The sequence below is a fragment of the Bartonella alsatica genome (assembly GCF_013388295.1).
Lineage (GTDB): Bacteria > Pseudomonadota > Alphaproteobacteria > Rhizobiales > Rhizobiaceae > Bartonella > Bartonella alsatica.
Window position 1 is genome coordinate 1121401 of sequence record NZ_CP058235.1, and the last position, 23178, is coordinate 1144578.

A 23178-nucleotide genomic window follows, 5' to 3' on the forward strand; every position below is an offset into this window, starting at 1 on the left:
CTTCCCTCATTCTGTTCCCTCATGCAGGGCATTAGCGTGTGCACGTTGAATAGTGTGGGCAACTGCACGACCGGTGGCAACAGGATCGTGTGTTCCATTGATATGTATTGTGACATTTTGATTATATGTAATGGTGGAGCGGTCTTTCTCTCTTTGCTCTCTACCCAATGGATTTACATGATCAGCATCTGCAAATTGCATAATGGGTTGGATAGCTGTTTTGCCGTTAAGCTAACTCTAGAAAATGGAAAAAATCGAATAAATCAACGCTATCAATCCATGCTTTGATGCAATCCGATAAGAATTTAAAAAATTGTAGAGGAATTTTTTAAGTTAGAACCAACATGAAAATGTTAGATAATAAACCCAAATATTTTTGATATATTTTTTATTTATCTCAAACCGGGAATGCTTTCTATCGCAGTAAAGATAAGAAAGCTTAATGCTCACGCCATAGTGCTTATTCTTATTGGTAGCTAATATATTAAGTTAACGAAGTTCATTAATACTGCTCATGTGGGTGAGAACACTTTTCTTTAGCACAAGTGACAAGTTTTTAGTATTTTTGCAAGGGTTATTTAAATGATACGGTAGTTAGAAAATCCGACAACCAAAGCGATTTTGGATTAGTCAGTAGAGCCGGCCGCTATGCTTAAGAAAAAAGGAAATGTTGACAATTGCTGATGAATATTAGTGGCTTATTTTTATCGGAGTACTCTCAGAGTCGAAAATAAGAAGGGAAAATCGGCATGATTAGAGCGATTGATAGATTTTTGCGGTTTGAATGATATATTGTGAAATTGTTTTTATGTGTCATGATTGGATTATTGATCCTGACGGCTATATTGTCTATTCAGCTGGTTACTAATAAACAGAAACTAGTTGAAAAACGGTTCTGTTTAGTATTATGCAGAGAATTGAATAAATAAATTAGTGCTTGTGATATAAGCGAGAATACTTATTTTAAAATATACAGCAAGTTTTTAAATATGCAGCAAGCAGTTTAATTCACAAAAACTACGGACACTTCTAATATTCTAAAATTATGTAAATTGCTTGCGTGAAAAATTTATTTTCACTCTGAGCTCATGTTATTGTTTTTTCAACGATAGTAATACCTTTGTATGTATTTTTAAATTTTGAAAACAATATAGCGAATTGTATTTAGTAGAGCAGTTAGATTTAGCGATATAAAATTCTAGCTAGTGTCCATAAATTTCACGGAAGTATACTATAAGATATCGTTTAGTTTAAATATATCTTAATATTCAAAGGGATTTAGTTTCGCAAATCAGTAAAAATATTTAACTGTTTTACTCTTGCCATTCTGTTTGTGTGCTTTATTTGAAAGATAAATTAGTCTTTAATGAGAGATCGTTTTGTAAAAGAAACAGATTACACTATTTCTTAATGGAGGTTGTGAAGTAGATTGCGTATTTATTTTTTTGTTGCGGGCCTTTTTTTATAAGGTAGAGGGGGCTTTTCTGCCATCCGAAATTCTTTCGAAGTTTTAGGGGGGGGGGAGCTCTACGATAGCTCGTAGTGCTGAAGCCGTTTTCTTATCTTTTTTGCATTTTTCTAGTGCGCAAAGCTGCTTTTGCGTGGGGGTTCTTGTTGTCTGTTGTGATGATGTTGAACTTCGTTTTTGTATTTTTTATTATTTGTTCTCTTAATTAGGGGGGTATTATGAAAAAATTATATTCAACATCAAATTTGGTTAAAGCTGTTTCGTTAAGCGCTGCAATGGCTACATTTTTATCGAGTGTCTCTCCTATTGTTGCTTCGAATGTTGCGTTAACAGGACACACTATTCAAAGCTCGAATACTTATGTAAATTATTCATTCGGAAGTCATGGTAGCGTTGTTTTTGCTGGCGATGAATCTTTCTGTGGTGCGGATAATGTCACTGGTCGTGGACATCCTACTGAGAGAACTAATAATATAATAACTGCAGAGGAACAATTTAGGAGATTTGTTGAAAATCAAACATTTGATAATCGTACTCCTTATGGCACGACCACTGGACAAGTCTTGTGGCATGGCGATAGTATAACATCTCCTGACGGTGGGTATATGGGAGCGCTTACTGGTGGTGACACTAATGCTATGCCTGTAGCATATGGTATTTATTCTTTTGCAACTGGTTGTGGATCTTATGCAACAGGGAATTATTCAACAGTATTTGGTGCAAATGCAACTGCAACAGCTGGTGGAGCGCAAGCCTTTGGTGTTGCTGCTCTTGCAGCTGGAAGAGCAAGTGTTGCTATGGGTATGAGTTCAGAAGCGTCAGGAGAAGCAGCGATTGCTTTTGGTGGGCTTGCAAGTGCATTAGGTAAAAATAGCATTGCTGTAGGGACTAAGACAAAGGCAGAACAGAATTATGGCATTGCTATAGGTTCAGAGGCAGAAGCTTTGGGGTCAGGTGCTATTGCAATAGGAAGCAGGGACTCTGACAGAACAGAACCTGCTAATCCTAATAGAAAAGTTACAGCGAAGGCAGAAAATTCGATTGCTATAGGTACGCATACCTACGCTGAAAAAGAAGATTCTGTTGCTATTGGTGCAAATGCACAAGTAACTGTTAATGATGGTGTTGCTATAGGTGGGGGTTCTCTCTCTGATAGAGCCAAGGGGATTGTTGGTTATGACCCTTATCTGAATAGCGAGTCAACAGAAACTGGTATAGCATGGAAAAGCACTACAGGCGCTTTTAGTGTTGGTGAAGTTGGTGGTCGTGATAATGGAAGGCTAACACGGCAGATTACAGGGGTAGCAGCGGGAAGTGAAGATACTGATGCGGTCAATGTTGCACAGCTAAAGGCTATGAGAGATTTAGTGACAGGAGCATGGAGTTTTTCTATTAACGGTGAAAATGCTACAGAAATTCAATCTGGCAGTACATTAGATTTTTTTGCGGTTAAGCATGACGATTTTAGTGATAACAGAAATATTAAAATTGTAAAAGGTCCAGACAAACAAATAACCTTTGATTTAAATGACTATATTAAGGTTAATCGGATAGAAACAGGAATTAGCAGTTTAAGCAATGCTGGTTTAATGATTACTGGTGGTCCAAATGTAACTGAGGGCGGTATTTTTGCTGGAAATAAAAAAATCACAGGTGTCGAACAAGGTACGAATGATAACGATGCAGTAAATTTTGCACAGCTAAAGGCTATGCAAGGCTTAGTGACAGGAGCATGGAGTTTTTCTATTAACGGTGAAAATGCTACAGAAATTCAATCTGGCAGTACATTAGATTTTTTTGCGGTTAAGCATGACGATTTTAGTGATAACAGAAATATTAAAATTGTAAAAGGTCCAGACAAACAAATAACCTTTGATTTAAATGACTATATTAAGGTTAATCGGATAGAAACAGGAATTAGCAGTTTAAGCAATGCTGGTTTAATGATTACTGGTGGTCCAAATGTAACTGAGGGCGGTATTTTTGCTGGAAATAAAAAAATCACAGGTGTCGAACAAGGTACGAATGATAACGATGCAGTAAATTTTGCACAGCTAAAGGCTATGCAAGGCTTAGTGACAGGAGCATGGAGTTTTTCTATTAACGGTGAAAATGCTACAGAAATTCAATCTGGCAGTACATTAGATTTTTTTGCGGTTAAGCATGACGATTTTAGTGATAACAGAAATATTAAAATTGTAAAAGGTCCAGACAAACAAATAACCTTTGATTTAAATGACTATATTAAGGTTAATCGGATAGAAACAGGAATTAGCAGTTTAAGCAATGCTGGTTTAATGATTACTGGTGGTCCAAATGTAACTGAGGGCGGTATTTTTGCTGGAAATAAAAAAATCACAGGTGTCGAACAAGGTACGAATGATAACGATGCAGTAAATTTTGCACAGCTAAAGGCTATGCAAGGCTTAGTGACAGGAGCATGGAGTTTTTCTATTAACGGTGAAAATGCTACAGAAATTCAATCTGGCAGTACATTAGATTTTTTTGCGGTTAAGCATGACGATTTTAGTGATAACAGAAATATTAAAATTGTAAAAGGTCCAGACAAACAAATAACCTTTGATTTAAATGACTATATTAAGGTTAATCGGATAGAAACAGGAATTAGCAGTTTAAGCAATGCTGGTTTAATGATTACTGGTGGTCCAAATGTAACTGAGGGCGGTATTTTTGCTGGAAATAAAAAAATCACAGGTGTCGAACAAGGTACGAATGATAACGATGCAGTAAATTTTGCACAGCTAAAGGCTATGCAAGGCTTAGTGACAGGAGCATGGAGTTTTTCTATTAACGGTGAAAATGCTACAGAAATTCAATCTGGCAGTACATTAGATTTTTTTGCGGTTAAGCATGACGATTTTAGTGATAACAGAAATATTAAAATTGTAAAAGGTCCAGACAAACAAATAACCTTTGATTTAAATGACTATATTAAGGTTAATCGGATAGAAACAGGAATTAGCAGTTTAAGCAATGCTGGTTTAATGATTACTGGTGGTCCAAATGTAACTGAGGGCGGTATTTTTGCTGGAAATAAAAAAATCACAGGTGTCAAACAAGGTACGAATGATAACGATGCAGTAAATTTTGCACAGCTGAATGATTTCAGAGATCAAATAACAAATGGTCTTCTTATTAAGCAAGATGGAGAGGACGCTCCTATCACTATTGGTCAGGCAACGAATGGCATTGAAATTAATATTGCAAACAAATTAGGTGATGCTCGTAAAATCTCCGGTGTAAAAGCTGCAGAGAATGATGATGAAGCTGTTAATAAAAAACAATTTGATAAAGAATTGAAAGATATTTCTAAAAATATTGAGCTCGCAAATGCTTCTGCAGTTCTCTATGATAAAAATGAAGATGGTACTGTCAATTATGGTAGTGTGACTTTGGGTGGTACTAAAAGTGAAGGACCAGTTTTTCTTCATAATGTTAAAGACGGAATAATTGCTGCTAATTCAACTGATGCTATTACTGGTAACCAGCTTTATCTCATAAGTAATCAATTGGCTAGATATTTTGGTGGTGGTGCTGGTTATAGGGAAGGTGTATGGACGGCTCCTAATTTCAGTATTTCTCAAGTCACTGCGAATGGTACTGTTAATGAGCAGGCATATCAGAATGTTGCTGAGGCTTTGGATGGAATTAATGGCAGTATAGTAAATATAAATAACCGTATTGGTGAAATTAAGAATCAAGTTAATTCAGATAGTTTACATTGGAGTAATGAGCTAGGAGCCTATGATGCTAGTCGTGATGGTCAGCCAAGTAAGATTATCAATGTAGCTGATGGTGAAATTTCTCAAGATTCGAAAGAAGCAGTAAATGGTGGGCAGCTTTGGGAAACAAATGAACGTGTTAAAAATGTTGCAAAGAAGGTTGATCATATTGAAAACAGAGTTGACAATATTTCAAATACAATTGCTGATATTGGTGATACAATTGCTGATATTGGTGACACCGTTTTAAATATTGAAAATAAAGTTGATAATATTGAGAATACGGTTGGTGAACTTGCAGATGGAGTTGTAAAATATGATAGAGATGAAGAAGGAAACAAGATTAATAAAGTCACTTTAGCGGGTGGTAATGAAAGTGAACCTGTATTAATTGATAATGTTGCCGATGGCCGCATTGAACAAGGATCAAAAGAAGCAATAAATGGGGGCCAGTTGCATGATTATACAGACCAGCAGATGAAAATTGTTCTTGAAGATGCGAAGAATTATACAGATAAACGAGTAAACAATATCGTTGTTGATGCTATTGATGATGCTGTTGAACGGGCTAATAAGTACACCAATATGAAATTTGAGGCTTTAAGCTATAGCATTGAGAATGTCCGGAAAGAGGCAAAACAAGCTGCAGCTATTGGGTTGGCTGTGTCGAACTTACGCTACAATGATATACCTGGAAAATTAAGTATTGGATTTGGTAGCGGTTTATGGCGTAGCCAATCTGCATTTGCCTTTGGTGCCGGTTATACATCTGAAAATGGTGCTATTCGGTCTAATATATCTGTTACTACTTCTGGTGGTCATTGGGGTGTAGGTGCCGGATTCAATATGACACTGAATTGATGCAGAAAACTTTTCTTAAATATACTCCTTGCCCTTGCTTTGATTAAGCAGGGGCTTTTTATAAAAAGTTTTAAATAAATTCTTATAATGAAATAAAAATTCTATCCAAAATAAATTCACTCCCAAGTTAAGGGTGATGTAGCTGTTAATAAAGAACAATTTGATAATTAGATTGCAGATATTACTAGACAGTATTAAAGACATTAAAGAAGCAAATACCTTTGCCATCCTATACAATAAAAGAGGGATGATATTGTTAATTACAATGGTATAACTTTAGATAGTGGTAAAGGTGCCGAACCAGTTTTTCTCCATAATGTTAAGAATAGCAAAATTATTGAGATTCGCATGATGCGATCAATAGAAACCGATATTAGTTGATATTAATAAAATATCCCAAGATGTTGCAAAACTATTTTATGGAGGTGCCGTATTATGCAATGGTGCTTTTATGGGATTACCGTATAATTTATCTATCGTTTTTTCAGATGGTAAGATAAAAGAGAGAATATTTAACGGTGTTGGTTTAGCCTTGACTGAATATGAGAATGGACAGCTCCTGATTTTAAGATAGCGCAATTTAGTGAAGAGATACTTCTGGTGAGGAGCAGAGCTATAATGATGTTGCCAGTGCGTTTGCTGGTATGAATGTTTCTTTCAACAATCTTAATAATGACCTTATTAATATGAAGAACAAGCTCCTTATTGTACAGGATGAGGGAGTAAGTCTGCTCAGAAGTTTTAAAGCTGATGGTAAAGGAACAGGTATAATTTCCATAGGTAAGGGAACTGGTGGAACAGAAATCAGTATTTTGAACAAAAGCAATCGGGAGCGGACAATTTCTGGAGTGAAGGCTGGAGCAGTCTCTGAGAATTCAACTGAAGCAATGAATGGTTCCCAACTCTATTCTTTGAGTAAGACATTAGCGACCTATTTAGGTGGGGATGCTAGGTATGAGTATGGTGCGTGGACCGCTCCTACTTTCAGGGTTACGACATTCAATGATGATGGTAGTTCTGAAAAGAAGAGCTATAATGATGTAGCGAGTGCCTTTGATAGCGTCAGTGATAGTATGACGAGTATCAACGACCGTATAAAAGAGGTTTCGGATAATATAGATACGAATGGTATGAATTGGAATGAGGAAACGGGAGCTTATGAAGCGAAACATAATGGAGCGTCGAGTAAGATAACCAATATAGTGGCTGGTAAAGTAGAAGAAAATTCGCAAGATGCTGTTAATGGTAGTCAGCTTTGGACAACAAATAAGAAGGTAAAAGAAGTTGAAAACAAGGTAGATGCGATTGATAAACAGGTAAAAGATATAACGACTGCAGTAACGGATGGAGCTGTTAACTATGACAAAAATGAGAAAGGGAAGAAGACCAATAGCATTACGTTAGCAGGAGGAAATGAAAGTGAACCAGTTTTGATTGATAATATAGCAGATGGTAAAATTGAAGGAGGCTCTAAGCAATCTGTAAATGGTGGTCAGTTACATGATTATATGGATCAGCAGATGAAGATAGTTCTTGAAGATGCGAAAAAGTATACGGACGATCAAGTTAGTGATATAGCCAATAATGGGGTTAACGAGGCAAAATCCTATACAGATATGAAGTTTGAAGCTTTAAATTATGCCATTGAGGATGTCCGGAAAGAGGCAAGACAAGCAGCCGCTATTGGTTTGGCAGTGGCGGGTTTGCGTTATAATGATACACCAGGGAAGTTGAGTGTTTCATTTGGTAGTGGTGTGTGGCACAGCCAATTTGCCTTTGCTTTTGGTGCTGGTTATACGTCTGAAGATGGAAGAATTCGCTCTAATCTATCTGCTACGAGTGCTGGTGGTCATTGGGGTTTAAGCGCAGAGCTAAGTTTGACAGAGTTGATATTGACAAAACCAAACACCTGAAAAAAAACTCCTTGCCACTTTTCTGATTGAGAAAAAAAGAATCTTAATAGAAAATTCTATTTACAATGTAAAAAGATTTTTCTTGCTATTTAATCTAATATCCTGTAGCTAACAAATTTTAGTAAGATTCATTTTGGTGCAAACAAAATATCCATTGATAAAGGCAGGGTATTTGTCCTATTCATTCCGTGGTTTAACTAAACTTTTTCAAAACTATAATCTATCTTCTGTAGGCAGGTAAATATTCTACGAAATAAAAACACAAATCCACCCGTTCTCATTTTAAGTTCTTTAAACAACGAACCCTTTTTCAAAAATGCCAGCAACATTCAAAATACACAAAATGACGCACCTTACTTTAAAAACCGAAAACTTCTTACACAAGGTAGTACACAAATATGTCTTTTTTATGCTCACTCAATACTTCCTACTTTCAAGTTTTAGAAATACACAAGAAAAAATATCACTTAAAAGCAAAAGACACCAAAACCTCATTAATAAATCGCCAACATCACTAGAAATTAAGATAATTTCTTTTTCCATTATTGTACAGAAAGCAAGCTACTAGGACCTAGCTAGCGCAGAATTGTGTCTTTTTTATGTTATAAATATATTTTTCCTTACTTGGAGATTTTGTTATGAAAAAATTATCTGCCACACTCTTCCAGAATGATGTGAAGTACCTTTGTTTTCCTTATTCGTTTGTTAGGAGAGAAGGATTGGCGGCAATAGTTGCACTCTTAACGCATGTTGCACCTGTTTGGGCTGCAAATCTTGCAATAACAGGAGCAAAAGTTTCGAGTCAAAATTCTCCAGCTGTGGCTTATCCTAAAGCGAGTCATGGTAGTATTGTTTTATCTGGTGATGATGATTACTGTGGTGTGGATTATGTTGAAGGGCGTTATGGAAATAATAATATGCGTACTGCGCCTAAGATAACTGCGGAGGAGGAATATCGCAGATTTGCCGAATCAACAGTGATCAATGGCACTTCTCCTTATGGTTTTAGTTCAGGGCAACAAGTTTGGACTGGTGATGGACTAACAAGCAAAGGTTCTGGTTATATGGGAAAAAACTCCTCTGGTGGTGATACAAATATCCTGCCTGAGGCTTATGGTATTTATTCTTTTGCAACAGGTTGTGGTTCTAGTGCACAAGGGAATTATTCAGTAGCATTTGGTGCAAATGCTACTGCCTATTCTGGGGGATCGCAAGCTTTTGGTGTTGCTGCACTTGCAGTTGGGAACGCAAGTATTGCTTTCGGTATATCATCAGAAGCGACGGGAGAATCTGGTATTGCTTTAGGTGGACTTGCACAGGTAAAAAAGGAGCGTGGTATTGCTATAGGTACGCGAGCTGTATCTCAAGGTGAAGAATCTATCGCAATAGGTAGTGGCTCTAAGGGCGGTGAAGAAAACAATTCAGCAATAGCACAGGGTAACAAAACGATTGCTATAGGCTCTCATACTGCTGCTCTGGGTGATTATTCACTTTCTGTTGGGGCGGATGCGGTTGCAGCTGTCTCAAAGAGTGTTGCTATAGGTTGGGGATCTGTGTCTAGAATTGCAGGTTCTATTTATGGTTATGATCCTGTGAAGAAAGCTCCATCAGAAAATGATAACATTGCATGGAAAAGCACCGTAGCTGCTTTTAGTGTTGGTGATCCTAATCAAAAAATAACACGGCAAATTACGGGGGTAGCGGCTGGTACTCAAGATACTGATGCTGTAAATGTTGCACAGCTGAAAGCACTGGCGCAGGTTGCAGGAGGAGGTTGGGAGGTTTCAGTTGATGGAGCAGATAATACAGTTATTGATTCAGGCGATACATTAAATTTGGCAGCTGGAAGTAAAAATTTCAGTATTGTAAGTGATGAGAAAGAAAAGAAAGTAACATTTGATTTAGCAAAGGATATTGCACTGGATAGCGTAAAGCTAGGAGGAGAAGCTTTAACAGGTGCAGCAGGCTCAGTAACTTTAGATGCAACGGGCTTAGTTATTTCTGGAGGTCCCCAAATAACGATTTCTGGTATTAATGCTGGTCATAAAAAGATTTCAGGATTAGAAGCCGGCACATCAGATACTGATGCAGTAAATTTTTTACAACTGAAGACAGTTGAAAAAGAGGTTAAAGAACAAGTAGCAGCTAGTAGTTTTGTTAAACAAGATGCACAGACGAAACACATCAGTATAGGTAAGAATACAGATGGTGGTACAATTGATATTGTAAACCATGAAGGGCAAGAGCGCACTCTTACTGGTATAAAGAAAGGCGCACTTACAGAAGAGTCACATGATGCAGTTACTGGTTCGCAGCTTTTTGCAACAAATCAGAAAGTAGAAACTGTAACAAATGATTTGAAAAAAGTTGCTGAAAACACTTCCCAATATTTAGGTGGTGGAGCAAATGTGCTACAAGGTCAGAAGCCGGCTTACATGATAACTGACATTAGGCCAAGTGGAGACATTGGTCAAACAAAAACTATGCACAATAATGTTGGTTCAGCATTATCTTCGCTTGATTACAGTCTGACGAATGTGAATAAACGTGTAACAAATGTAGTTAATGATTTTACACAAAAACTGACTGAAAGTTCTCAACATATTGAGAAGGATGCCTTGTTATGGAACGATGACGCGCACGCCTTTGTAGCAGATCATGGTAAGGAATCTGCAAGAACAAAGAGTAAGATTACCCATATTTTAGATGGTGCTATATCTCATGGATCAACGGATGCAATTACGGGTGGTCAGCTTTATTCATTGGGCGGTAAGGTTGCAACATACTTAGGCGGGGGAGCTAAATATGAGGGCGGTGAATGGACTGCTCCTACTTTCAAGGTAAAGCAATTCGATTCTGAGGGTAGTATTTCTGATGGAACCTATACTGATGTAGCTTCTGCGTTTGCAGGTGTAGGTGATTCATTCGAAAAAGTTAAAGATTCATTTAAGACTATTAAAGATGAAATTACCAAAGAGATTGAAAAAGACATTACTATTGCTCAAGGTGATAGCTTGTTGTGGAGTAAGGAAGAACAAGCTTTTGTAGCTCTACATGGAGAAGGTGACACAGCAAAAACCAATAGCAAGCTTAAGCACTTAGCAGACGGCAATATTGCGTCTGGTTCCACTGAAGCTATAACAGGTAATCAGCTTCATACTTTTGGCGACAAGATTGCAACATATTTAGGTGGAGGAGCGGAGTTTAGTGATGGTACTTTCACAGAACCAACTTATAAGATAACTAGCATTAGACCAAGTGGAGTAGTTGGTGGGGAACAAAGTATTCACCATAATGTTGGTTCAGCGTTATCTTCGCTTGATTACAGTCTGACGAATGTGAATACACGTGTAACAAATGTAGTTAATGATTTTACACAAAAACTAACTGAAAGTTCTCAACATATTGAGAAGGATGCCTTGTTATGGAACGATGACGCGCACGCCTTTGTAGCAGATCATGGTAAGGAATCTGCAAGAACAAAGAGTAAGATTACCCATATTTTAGATGGTGTTATATCTCATGGATCAACGGATGCAATTACGGGTGGACAACTTTATTCGATGAGCAATACGCTTGCGACGTATTTTGGAGGCGGAGCAAAGTATGAGAATGGAAATTGGACAGCTCCAAGTTTCAAAGTTACGACAGTTAAAGCTGATGGTGAAGCCGAAGAACAGACTTATAAAGATGTAGCGGAAGCTTTAGCTGGTGTTGGAAATTCTTTCACGAATGTTGAGAAAAAACTAACTGAACAGCTTAATAATGAAATAGGCAATGTAAAAGGTGATAGCCTTGTTAAGAAGAATGCAGGAACCAATGAAATTAGTATAGGTTCAGAAGTAGAAGGTAGTAAAATTACCATTGCCAACAAGAATAGTGAGGATCGGACGCTTTCTGGTGTGAAGGCAGCAGAGAAGGGTAATGAGGCTGTTAACAAGGATCAACTTGATGAAAGTTTGAAGCAGCTTTCTAACAATCTTCAATCTGATGATTCAGCGGTTGTTCACTATGATAAAGCAGGAAATGGCAATAGCATTGATTATACGAGTGTGACTTTTGGTAAGGGTAAGAATTCTTCTGCTGTAGCTCTTCATAATGTAGCTGATGGCCAAATTTCTGAACATTCACATGATGTGGTTACGGGTGGTCAGCTTTATTCATTGGGCGGTAAGGTTGCAACATACTTAGGCGGGGGAGCTAAATATGAGGGCGGCGAATGGACTGCTCCTACTTTCAAGGTAAAGCAATTCGATTCTGAGGGTAGTGTTTCTGATGGAACCTATACTGATGTAGCTTCTGCGTTTGCAGGTGTAGGTGATTCATTCGAAAAAGTTAAAGATTCATTTAAGACTATTAAAGATGAAATTACCAAAGAGATTGAAAAAGACATTACTATTGCTCAAGGTGATAGCTTGTTGTGGAGTAAGGGAGAACAAGCTTTTGTAGCTCTACATGGAGAAGGTGACACAGCAAAAACCAATAGCAAACTTAAGCACTTAGCAGACGGCAATATTGCGTCTGGTTCCACTGAAGCTATAACAGGTAATCAGCTTCATACTTTTGGCGACAAGATTGCAACATATTTAGGTGGAGGAGCGGAGTTTAGTGATGGTACTTTCACAGAACCAACTTATAAGATAACTAGCATTAGACCAAGTGGAGACGTTGGTGGGGAACAAAGTATTCACCATAATGTTGGTTCAGCGTTATCTTCGCTTGATTACAGTCTGACGAATGTGAATACACGTGTAACAAATGTAGTTAATGATTTTACACAAAAACTAACTGAAAGTTCTCAACATATTGAGAAGGATGCCTTGTTATGGAACGATGACGCGCACGCCTTTGTAGCAGATCATGGTAAGGAATCTGCAAGAACAAAGAGTAAGATTACCCATATTTTAGATGGTGCTATATCTCATGGATCAACGGATGCAATTACGGGTGGACAACTTTATTCGATGAGCAATACGCTTGCGACGTATTTTGGAGGCGGAGCAAAGTATGAGAATGGAAATTGGACAGCTCCAAGTTTCAAAGTTAACACTGTAAGTGCTGATGGTAGTAAGGTTGAAGAAAAGAGCTATGATAATGTAGCGAAAGCCTTTGCTAGTGTTGGAAGCTCTTTCACGAATATTCATAATGAGATTAAGAATGAGATTAACAAAGTTGTTAGTGATAATCTTGTTAAGCAAGATGAAAATACGAAGGTTATTAAGATAGGATCTGAGAACGATGGTACAGAAATCACTGTTGCGAACAGTGAAGGAGCAGCACGTAGCATTACAGGTTTAAAGGCAGGCACCCTTTCAATGGCTTCGACAGAAGCAGTAAATGGTGGACAACTTTATTCGATGAGCAATACGCTTGCGACGTATTTTGGAGGCGGAGCGAAGTATGAGAATGGAAATTGGACAGCTCCAAGTTTCAAAGTTACGACAGTTAAAGCTGATGGTAAGGCTGAAGAACAGACTTATAAAGATGTAGCGGAAGCTTTAGCTGGTGTTGGAAATTCTTTCACGAATGTTGAGAAAAAACTAACTGAACAGCTTAATAATGAAATAGGCAATGTAAAAGGCGATAGCCTTGTTAAGAAGAATGCAGGAACCAATGAAATTAGTATAGGTTCAGAAGTAGAAGGTAGTAAAATTACCATTGCCAACAAGAATAGTGAGGATCGGACGCTTTCTGGTGTGAAGGCAGCAGAGAAGGGTAATGAGGCTGTTAACAAGGATCAACTTGATGAAAGTTTGAAGCAGCTTTCTAACAGTCTTCAATCTGATGATTCAGCGGTTGTTCACTATGATAAAGCAGGAGATGGCAATAGCGTTGATTATACGAGTGTGACTTTTGGTAAGGGTAAGAATTCTTCTGCTGTAGCTCTTCATAATGTAGCTGATGGCCAAATTTCTGAACATTCACATGATGTGGTTACTGGTGGTCAGATTAATAGTATCTCTCAAGAAGTTGCAAAATTCTTGGGTGGAAACGCATCATTTAACAACGGTACTTTTACAGGACCAACGTATAAATTGACGAAAGTTGATGAAAATGGTGATGTTAAACAAAGCGAATTTAAAGATGTTGGCTCAGCCTTTGAAGGTCTTGATACAACTATCAAGAATGTGAATAGTAATGTAACGAATAAGTTTAATGAGCTTACACAAAATATAACAAACATTACTCAAGAAGTTAAAGGGGATGCTTTGTTATGGAGTGAATCGGATGGCGCTTTTGTAGCAGATCATGGTAAGGAATCTGCAAAAACAAAGAGTAAGATTACCCATATTTTAGATGGTGTTATATCTCATGGATCAACGGATGCAATTACGGGTGGTCAACTTTATTCGATGGGTGATGCACTTGCGACGTATTTTGGAGGCGGAGCAAAGTATGAGAATGGAAATTGGACAGCTCCAAGTTTCAAAGTTACGACAGTTAAAACTGATGGTAAGGCTGAAGAACAGACTTATAAAGATGTAGCGGAAGCTTTAGCTGGTGTTGGAAATTCTTTCACGAATGTTGAGAAAAAACTAACTGAACAGCTTAATAATGAAATAGGCAATGTAAAAGGTGATAGCCTTGTTAAGAAGAATGCAGGAACCAATGAAATTAGTATAGGTTCAGAAGTAGAAGGTAGTAAAATTACCATTGCCAACAAGAATAGTGAGGATCGGACGCTTTCTGGTGTGAAGGCAGCAGAGAAGGGTAATGAGGCTGTTAACAAGGATCAACTTGATGAAAGTTTGAAGCAGCTTTCTAACAATCTTCAATCTGATGATTCAGCGGTTGTTCACTATGATAAAGCAGGAGATGGCAATAGCATTGATTATACGAGTGTGACTTTTGGTAAGGGTAAGAATTCTTCTGCTGTAGCTCTTCATAATGTAGCTGATGGCCAAATTTCTGAACATTCACATGATGTGGTTACTGGTGGTCAGATTAATAGTATCTCTCAAGAAGTTGCAAAATTCTTGGGCGGAAATGCATCATTTAACAACGGTACCTTTACAGAACCAACGTATAAATTGACGAAAGTTGATGAAAATGGTGATGTTAAACAAAGCGAATTTAAAGATGTTGGCTCAGCCTTTGAAGGTCTTGATACAACTATCAAGAATGTGAATAGTAATGTAACGAATAAGTTTAATGAGCTTACACAAAATATAACAAACATTACTCAAGAAGTTAAAGGGGATGCTTTGTTATGGAGTGAATCGGATGGCGCTTTTGTAGCAGATCATGGTAAGGAATCTGCAAGAACAAAGAGTAAGATTACCCATATTTTAGATGGTGCTATATCTCATGGATCAACGGATGCAATTACGGGTGGTCAACTTTATTCGATGGGTGATGCGCTTGCGACGTATTTTGGAGGCGGAGCGAAGTATGAGAATGGAAATTGGACAGCTCCAAGTTTCAAAGTTACGCAATTTTTTGACAATGGTGAATCTTCTGAGAAGACATATAATAATGTTGCGGATGCCTTTGCTGGTATGAATAGTTCTTTTGAGGGTATTCATAATGAGATGACGAATGCAGTCACAAATATTAACAATCAGATTGGTCAAGTTGTTAGTGATAGCCTTGTTAAGCAAGATAAGGAAACAAAACACGTCAAGATAGGATCTGAAACAGATGGCACTGAAATTAACATTGCAAATAACAATAAAGCCGATCGGACGCTTTCTGGTGTGAAGGCAGCAGAGAAGGGTAATGAGGCTGTTAACAAGGATCAACTTGATGAAAGTTTGAAGCAGCTTTCTAACAATCTTCAGTCTGATGATTCAGCGGTTGTTCATTATGATAAAGCAGGAGATGGCAATAGCATTGATTATACGAGTGTGACTTTTGGTAAGGGTAAGAATTCTTCTGCTGTAGCTCTTCATAATGTAGCTGATGGCCAAATTTCTGAACATTCACATGATGTGGTTACTGGTGGTCAGATTAATAGTATCTCTCAAGAAGTTGCAAAATTCTTGGGCGGAAATGCATCATTTAACAACGGTACCTTTACAGAACCAACGTATAAATTGACGAAAGTTGATGAAAATGGTGGTGTTAAAGAAAGCGAATTTAAAGATGTTGGCTCAGCCTTTGAAGGACTTGATACAACTATCAAGAATGTGAATAGTAATGTAACGAATAAGTTTAATGAGCTTACACAAAATATAACAAACATTACTCAAGAAGTTAAAGGGGATGCTTTGTTATGGAGTGAATCGGATGGCGCTTTTGTAGCAGATCATGGTAAGGAATCTGCAAGAACAAAGAGTAAGATTACCCATATTTTAGATGGTGTTATATCTCATGGATCAACGGATGCAATTACGGGTGGTCAACTTTATTCGATGGGTGATGCGCTTGCGACGTATTTTGGAGGCGGAGCAAAGTATGAGAATGGAAATTGGACAGCTCCAAGTTTCAAAGTTAACACTGTAAGTGCTGATGGTAGTAAGGTTGAAGAGAAGAGCTATGATAATGTAGCGAAAGCCTTTGCTAGTGTTGGAAGCTCTTTCACGAATATTCATAATGAGATTAAGAATGAGATTAACAAAGTTGTTAGTGATAATCTTGTTAAGCAAGATGAAAATACGAAGGTTATTAAGATAGGATCTGAGAACGATGGTACAGAAATCACTGTTGCGAACAGTGAAGGAGCAGCACGTAGCATTACAGGTTTAAAGGCAGGCACCCTTTCAATGGCTTCGACAGAAGCAGTAAATGGTGGACAACTTTATTCGATGAGCAATACGCTTGCGACGTATTTTGGAGGTGGAGCAAAGTATGAGAATGGAAATTGGACAGCTCCAAGTTTCAAAGTTACGCAATTTTTTGACAATGGTGAATCTTCTGAGAAGACATATAATAATGTTGCGGATGCCTTTGCTGGTATGAATAGTTCTTTTGAGGGTATTCATAATGAGGTGACGAATGCAGTCACAAATATTAACAATCAGATTGGTCAAGTTGTTAGTGATAGCCTTGTTAAGCAAGATAAGGAAACAAAACTCGTCAAGATAGGATCTGAAACAGATGGCACTGAAATTAACATTGCAAATAACAATAAAGCCGATCGGACGCTTTCTGGTGTGAAGGCAGCAGAGAAGGGTAATGAGGCTGTTAATAAAAAGCAACTTGATGAAAGTTTGAAGCAGCTTTCTAACAATCTTCAGTCTGATGATTCAGCGGTTGTTCATTATGATAAAGCAGGAGATGACAATAGCATTGATTATACGAGTGTGACTTTTGGTAAGGGTAAGAATTCTGCTGCTGTAGCTCTTCATAATGTAGCTGATGGCCAAATTTCTGAACATTCACATGATGTGGTTACGGGTGGTCAGATTAATAGTATCTCTCAAGAAGTTGCAAAATTCTTGGGCGGAAATGCATCATTTAACAACGGTACTTTTACAGGACCAACGTATAAATTGACGAAAGTTGATGAAAATGGTGGTGTTAAACAAAGCGAATTTAAAGATGTTGGCTCAGCCTTTGAAGGTCTTGAAACAACTATCAAGAATGTGAATAGTAATGTAACGAATAAGTTTAATGAGCTTACACAAAATATAACAAACATTACTCAAGAAGTTAAAGGGGATGCTTTGTTATGGAGTGAATCGGATGGCGCTTTTGTAGCAGATCATGGTAAGGAATCTGCAAGAACAAAGAGTAAGATTACCCATATTTTAGATGGTGCTATATCTCATGGATCAACGGATGCAATTACGGGTGGTCAACTTTATTCGATGGGTGATGCGCTTGCGACGTATTTTGGAGGCGGAGCGAAGTATGAGAATGGAAATTGGACAGCTCCAAGTTTCAAAGTTACGCAATTTTTTGACAATGGTGAATCTTCTGAGAAGACATATAATAATGTTGCGGATGCCTTTGCTGGTATGAATAGTTCTTTTGAGGGTATTCATAATGAGATGACGAATGCAGTCACAAATATTAACAATCAGATTGGTCAAGTTGTTAGTGATAGCCTTGTTAAGCAAGATAAGGAAACAAAACACGTCAAGATAGGATCTGAAACAGATGGCACTGAAATTAACATTGCAAATAACAATAAAGCCGATCGGACGCTTTCTGGTGTGAAGGCAGCAGAGAAGGGTAATGAGGCTGTTAACAAGGATCAACTTGATGAAAGTTTGAAGCAGCTTTCTAACAATCTTCAGTCTGATGATTCAGCGGTTGTTCATTATGATAAAGCAGGAGATGGCAATAGCATTGATTATACGAGTGTGACTTTTGGTAAGGGTAAGAATTCTTCTGCTGTAGCTCTTCATAATGTAGCTGATGGCCAAATTTCTGAACATTCACATGATGTGGTTACTGGTGGTCAGATTAATAGTATCTCTCAAGAAGTTGCAAAATTCTTGGGCGGAAATGCATCATTTAACAACGGTACCTTTACAGAACCAACGTATAAATTGACGAAAGTTGATGAAAATGGTGGTGTTAAAGAAAGCGAATTTAAAGATGTTGGCTCAGCCTTTGAAGGACTTGATACAACTATCAAGAATGTGAATAGTAATGTAACGAATAAGTTTAATGAGCTTACACAAAATATAACAAACATTACTCAAGAAGTTAAAGGGGATGCTTTGTTATGGAGTGAATCGGATGGCGCTTTTGTAGCAGATCATGGTAAGGAATCTGCAAGAACAAAGAGTAAGATTACCCATATTTTAGATGGTGTTATATCTCATGGATCAACGGATGCAATTACGGGTGGTCAACTTTATTCGATGGGTGATGCGCTTGCGACGTATTTTGGAGGCGGAGCAAAGTATGAGAATGGAAATTGGACAGCTCCAAGTTTCAAAGTTAACACTGTAAGTGCTGATGGTAGTAAGGTTGAAGAGAAGAGCTATGATAATGTAGCGAAAGCCTTTGCTAGTGTTGGAAGCTCTTTCACGAATATTCATAATGAGATTAAGAATGAGATTAACAAAGTTGTTAGTGATAATCTTGTTAAGCAAGATGAAAATACGAAGGTTATTAAGATAGGATCTGAGAACGATGGTACAGAAATCACTGTTGCGAACAGTGAAGGAGCAGCACGTAGCATTACAGGTTTAAAGGCAGGCACCCTTTCAATGGCTTCGACAGAAGCAGTAAATGGTGGACAACTTTATTCGATGAGCAATACGCTTGCGACGTATTTTGGAGGTGGAGCAAAGTATGAGAATGGAAATTGGACAGCTCCAAGTTTCAAAGTTACGCAATTTTTTGACAATGGTGAATCTTCTGAGAAGACATATAATAATGTTGCGGATGCCTTTGCTGGTATGAATAGTTCTTTCACCAAACTTCACCATGAGCTTTCTGACAACATAGAGCAGAATGCATTGTTGTGGAGCGAAACTGAAGAAGCCTTTGTTGCACTTCATGACAAAGGAGATGGGAAGCACAATAGCAAGCTTATTCATCTAGTTGATGGAGATATTTTGTCTGGTTCAACAGAAGCTGTTACCGGCAATCAGCTCTATCAATTGCACCAGACGTTGGCGATGTATTTAGGTGGCGGAGCTGGTTATAAAGATGGGCAATGGACAGCACCGCAATTTCATGTTTGGCAGTTTCAGAGTGAAGGTAGTAAGGTTGAAAAGAAGAGCTATGATAATGTAGCGGACGCATTTGAAGGTGTTAACGGCAGTATGTCAGGTATCAATGACCGTCTTAATGCTGTTGCCCAGAATATGACGTCGAACAGTTTAAACTGGAATGAAACAGATGGAGGATATGATGGACGTCACAATGGACAGGACAGTAAGATTACCCATGTAGCGGATGGAGAAGTAGCAAAAGGATCGAAAGAGGTTGTGAATGGAGGACAGCTTTGGGAAACGAACGAGAAAGTATCGGCTGTTGAGAAGCGTGTAGACAGTATTGATCAACATGTTCAGGATATTGAAAAGACAGTTACGAATGATGCTGTAAAGTATGATAAAGGAGAAGATGGGAAGAAAACGAATAAGATTACGTTAGTGGGAGGCAATGAAAGCGATCCTGTATTGATAGATAATGTATCGGATGGTCATATTGAAAAGGGTTCGAAAGAAGCGATTAATGGTGGCCAGTTACATGATTATACGGATCAGCAGATGAAGCTAGTACTTGAAGATGCGAAGAAGTATACTGATAAGCAGGTTGGTGATATGTTAAGTAATGGAGTTAACGAAGCTAAAGCTTATACAGATATGAAGTTTGAAACGTTAAGTTATGCTGTTGAAGATGTCCGGAAGGAATCAAGACAAGCGGCTGCTATTGGTTTGGCTGTATCGAACTTACGTTACTATGATATTCCAGGATCCTTAAGTGTTTCATTTGGTAGTGGTGTATGGCGCAGTCAATCCGCATTTGCTATTGGAGCAGGTTATACATCTGAAGATGGAAATATTCGTTCTAATTTATCTGTTACTAGTTCTGGAGGTCACTGGGGTGTAGGTGCAGGAATTACTCTGAGGCTGAAATGATAATGAAAAAAAAACTTATATCATGATGAAAAGACAAAATATTCTTATGAAGATTTTTTTCGTTTTTGCCTTATTGTGCAAGAGTGAAAGCTTTGCCAACGAGAATAGTAATATTTATACGGTGCAACCACCGCATTTATCTATTCCTAAGGGAGAACCTGGTGAAACGCGCCGAATCATTATGCAATTTTATCATTGGACTTTGATTTGTGATGAAACACAAAAATTTAAGCAGGGCATATGTAATGTAACGCAGACTGTTCATGATCATGACGATAACACTATTTTTAGTTGGTCTCTTGTTGCTACAAAAAATGGTCAAGCAATAATGCTTTTTCGAACACTACCAAATGCTGATATAAATGTTCCTATCCGAGTGTTTATGGAGGGTGTTAAAAAGCCTATCCTCATTGATTATACCCAATGTAATGAAACGGTCTGTTTAGCGCAATCACCTGTAGGACCAATTCTCAGTAAACAAATAGAGAAAGATAAAAAAGTGCGTATTTCCTATAAGATTAAAGAGGGAAAGATATTTTCTTTTATTGTGCCATTTAAAGGGTTAAGGGCGGCACTTAATTCTCTACAACGATAGATTATATAGAGTGTTTAATAAGTTTTTTCATAAATTGTTGTATTTCATTCCAGATTTAAATAGAAATGAAGATTCAAATCGAGAATAATGAATGTAAGATTCTAAATAAAGTATAAAGGTGGGTTCACCAAAAATACATTTTATAAATGTAAAATCACAATCAGGTGTTTAATTTATATATAAATATGTAATAGAAAAGACGAATTAAAGTTTTTCTAAGAGACTTTTAGAGTAAATCACGTTGGTGGTTAACAGTAAAAAACATAAAAATCATTAAAATAGCCGGTTTAAGAAATTCATAATGTAGTTTTTTAATAACAAATAAATGGGTTACTTTGTTTCAATAAAAGCTCCTTACAATTTTTTAGAATAATCTTTTTTGATATTAATAATTTCAAATTAAAATGCTGTAGTCGTTTTGCAAAATGCAATTACAGTGCCGTGGTCTTATGAGTATAAAGAAAAATTATAGTTGAAAAAACACTCTAACCCTTTTTTTCTTTACGATTTTTTCAATTAAAGTCTCCATCTCTTTAAGCAATATCTGATTTAGGAACGAATAAAATTCTACCTCCTTATAGTATCTCTTAGTAAATGAGAGTATTTTTACGTTTTTGATGCTTTTCACGTATTGTACGATTGGGAGAGGGTTTAGTAAATAGTAGTTTTCTAAATACACAAGCAATAGATCGCGCGATTAAAACACTAAAGATTTGTCATTTAAAGTTGAGACAAAGATGTATTAAGCATTATAGCTTGGTTACTAATTGAAACTTGCCATTCGGTGAAAAATAGTAGGAATTTATTCAAGGTATTTTGGATAAAATTAGTCTTGAATTGGAAGTTGTTGATTAGAAAATAGAAGCGCGTTTTGCTGTTTCAGAGTGTGGTACACTCGTTAATCCGAATACTGATGGAATTGTATTTTTTGATATTAAAGGAAAGGCATCGGAAATTGTGCTCCTTGATGTTTTCAAAAAGCGTTCTTTATGTTTAACTGAGCAGATTACAGCATGAACTTCAGTTTCTGTTTCTGTTGTCACGTTTGCTGAATGTTTTGAGGGGAAATAAGATTAATTTGGATGATTTTGAAGAAGTGAAAAGTTATGTGTGGAGTTTTTTTAAATAATTTTTCAAACCGTTACAAGTTAGAGAGTCTAACTGAAGATTCAAAATTTTATTTCTGGTTGAGAGGAGGAATTTGGATAGAGCTTATGTTAGGCGGTAGTGTATAGGTATCACCATAGGAAGGGGAGAGGCTTCAAGGATCATTATCAGAATATGGAGACAACGAATAGCTATGAAAAAAACGATTAAAACACCGACTGGAGGATATGGTGGTTCAGGATCGCATGAATTATATCAGCGTGTAAAGAAAAAACCAGGAACCATTAAAGCATCATCACGGCGATGGTTAGAAAGGCATTTAAATGATCCTTATGTTCATCAATCGAAAGTGGATGGTTATCGTTCGCGTGCCGCTTATAAGCTAATCGAAATTAATGAGCGCTATAAGTTTCTCAAGAAAGGTCAAAAGATTATTGATTTAGGAGCAGCACCGGGTGGGTGGTGTCAAGTAGCTGGACGTATAGTAGAGACAAGTGATAAAAAGCCTAGTGTGGTTGGTATCGATTATTTGCATGTTGACCGATTACCTGGGGTTGTTATGCTGGAAATGGATTTTTTACATGCAGATGCATCGCAAAAATTAATTGATGCTTTAGGAGAAAGGCCGGATGTGGTACTTTCTGATATGGCCGCACCGACAACGGGGCATCGCCAGACGGATCATTTGAGGACAATTTTTTTATGTGAAGTTGCTGCCGATTTTGCTCTTTCTGTTCTTAAACCTGGAGGACATTTTCTAGCAAAAGCCTTTCAAGGTGGAACAGAAAACACCCTACTTACTACATTAAAACAGAACTTTAAAACAGTCCATCATGTTAAACCACCTGCGAGCCGAACAGAATCAGTAGAGCTTTATCTTCTAGCTCTTGAGTTTAAAGCAAAAACAGAAATCCAACAGTAACTTCTTCTTTTCAGAAGGTTTAAGTCTACTTACTAAGATGTAAGGATATTTTCAACCAGCATTCAGTGATATTATTTATAG

Annotated in this window: 6 protein-coding genes and 1 pseudogene; 6 read left to right on the top strand and 1 reads right to left on the bottom strand. The window is 37.4% G+C overall.

From position 1 onward, the window contains the following. Window positions 1–6: 6 nt before the first annotated feature. The gene (locus HWV54_RS07035; RefSeq protein ID WP_005866274.1) at window positions 7–201 is read right to left on the bottom strand and encodes a hypothetical protein; all 195 of its coding nucleotides are present in this window, start codon (window positions 199–201) and stop codon (window positions 7–9) included. Window positions 202–1686: 1485 nt separating this feature from the next. On the opposite strand from HWV54_RS07035, the gene HWV54_RS04635 reads away from it, so the two are divergent. The 6 genes and pseudogenes from HWV54_RS04635 to HWV54_RS04655 all read left to right on the top strand — a co-directional run bounded on the left by HWV54_RS04635 (window position 1687) and on the right by HWV54_RS04655 (window position 23097). After that, window positions 1687–6072: a Vomp family autotransporter gene (locus HWV54_RS04635; RefSeq protein ID WP_176953562.1), complete on the top strand. Its 4386-nt coding sequence runs from the start codon at window positions 1687–1689 to the stop codon at window positions 6070–6072. Between the two features lie 686 nt (window positions 6073–6758). Then, entirely contained in the window at window positions 6759–7985 is a 1227-nt protein-coding gene (locus HWV54_RS04640) for a Vomp family autotransporter (RefSeq protein ID WP_425483880.1), read from the top strand. A 638-nt stretch (window positions 7986–8623) separates the two neighbouring features. After that, window positions 8624–20473, top strand: a complete 11850-nt coding sequence (locus HWV54_RS04645; protein ID WP_176953563.1) for a Vomp family autotransporter — start codon at window positions 8624–8626, stop codon at window positions 20471–20473. A 22-nt stretch (window positions 20474–20495) separates the two neighbouring features. Further along, window positions 20496–21068, top strand: coding sequence for an invasion associated locus B family protein (locus tag HWV54_RS04650; RefSeq protein ID WP_005866261.1), 573 nt, complete (start codon window positions 20496–20498; stop codon window positions 21066–21068). A gap of 621 nt (window positions 21069–21689) precedes the next feature. Continuing rightward, window positions 21690–22249: pseudogene (locus HWV54_RS07245) on the top strand (Ppx/GppA phosphatase family protein); the annotation flags it as partial. A gap of 119 nt (window positions 22250–22368) precedes the next feature. After that, entirely contained in the window at window positions 22369–23097 is a 729-nt protein-coding gene (locus HWV54_RS04655; protein WP_005866257.1) for an RlmE family RNA methyltransferase, read from the top strand. Window positions 23098–23178 lie beyond the last annotated feature (81 nt).

Coding starts and splice junctions, on each gene's coding strand:
- HWV54_RS04640 (WP_425483880.1), top strand. CDS start 6,759: ATGAAGAACAAGCTCCTTATTGTACAGGATGAGGGAGTAAGTCTGCTC.
- HWV54_RS04655 (WP_005866257.1), top strand. CDS start 22,369: ATGAAAAAAACGATTAAAACACCGACTGGAGGATATGGTGGTTCAGGA.
- HWV54_RS07035 (WP_005866274.1), bottom strand. CDS start 201: ATGCAATTTGCAGATGCTGATCATGTAAATCCATTGGGTAGAGAGCAA.
- HWV54_RS04645 (WP_176953563.1), top strand. CDS start 8,624: ATGAAAAAATTATCTGCCACACTCTTCCAGAATGATGTGAAGTACCTT.
- HWV54_RS04650 (WP_005866261.1), top strand. CDS start 20,496: ATGATGAAAAGACAAAATATTCTTATGAAGATTTTTTTCGTTTTTGCC.
- HWV54_RS04635 (WP_176953562.1), top strand. CDS start 1,687: ATGAAAAAATTATATTCAACATCAAATTTGGTTAAAGCTGTTTCGTTA.